The organism is Micromonospora sp. DSM 43699 (genome assembly GCF_055517075.1).
The window spans coordinates 1-420 of sequence record NZ_JBTMMT010000248.1 but is presented as its reverse complement, the minus strand read 5'-3'; the positions used below and the strand labels follow the sequence as shown (position 1 = coordinate 420).

The following is a 420-nucleotide window of genomic DNA, read 5'->3' as shown; positions in this document are numbered from 1 at the left end:
GTTCGAGCGGTACGGCATCGAGGGCCTGGTGCTCGTCTCGCCGTTCTACCGGCGTACGGCCGAGGAGTTCGACTGGGACTCCATGACCCGCTATCCGGCGGAGTTCGAGCGGATCATGGAGGAGGGAATCCGGGTCCACTCCGGCGGCCGGCTGGATCCGGAGATCCAGCTCTCCATGGCGCGCCGGGTCTGCGACCGGATCGGTCCGTACGGCTGGCTGCGGTTCGTGGACAGCTATCTGCGCACCCCGTGGCTCCGGCCCGGGCGGATCCGCGTGCCCGTCGCCGTCGTGTGCGGTGCGCTGGACATCGCGGTGGATCCGGCCGAGGGCCGCGATCTGACCGCCGACCTGCCCGACGCGTACATCCGCGTCCTCACGGACTGCGGCCACTTCCTGATGACGGAGCGGCCGGCGGAGTT

General features: G+C 70.2%; 1 protein-coding gene. It reads left to right on the top strand.

What is annotated here, in order from left to right; translation table 11 throughout:
- On the top strand, positions 1-420 hold a 420-nt coding region (locus tag AC0AIB_RS31485; protein ID WP_465098127.1), incomplete at both ends, for an alpha/beta fold hydrolase.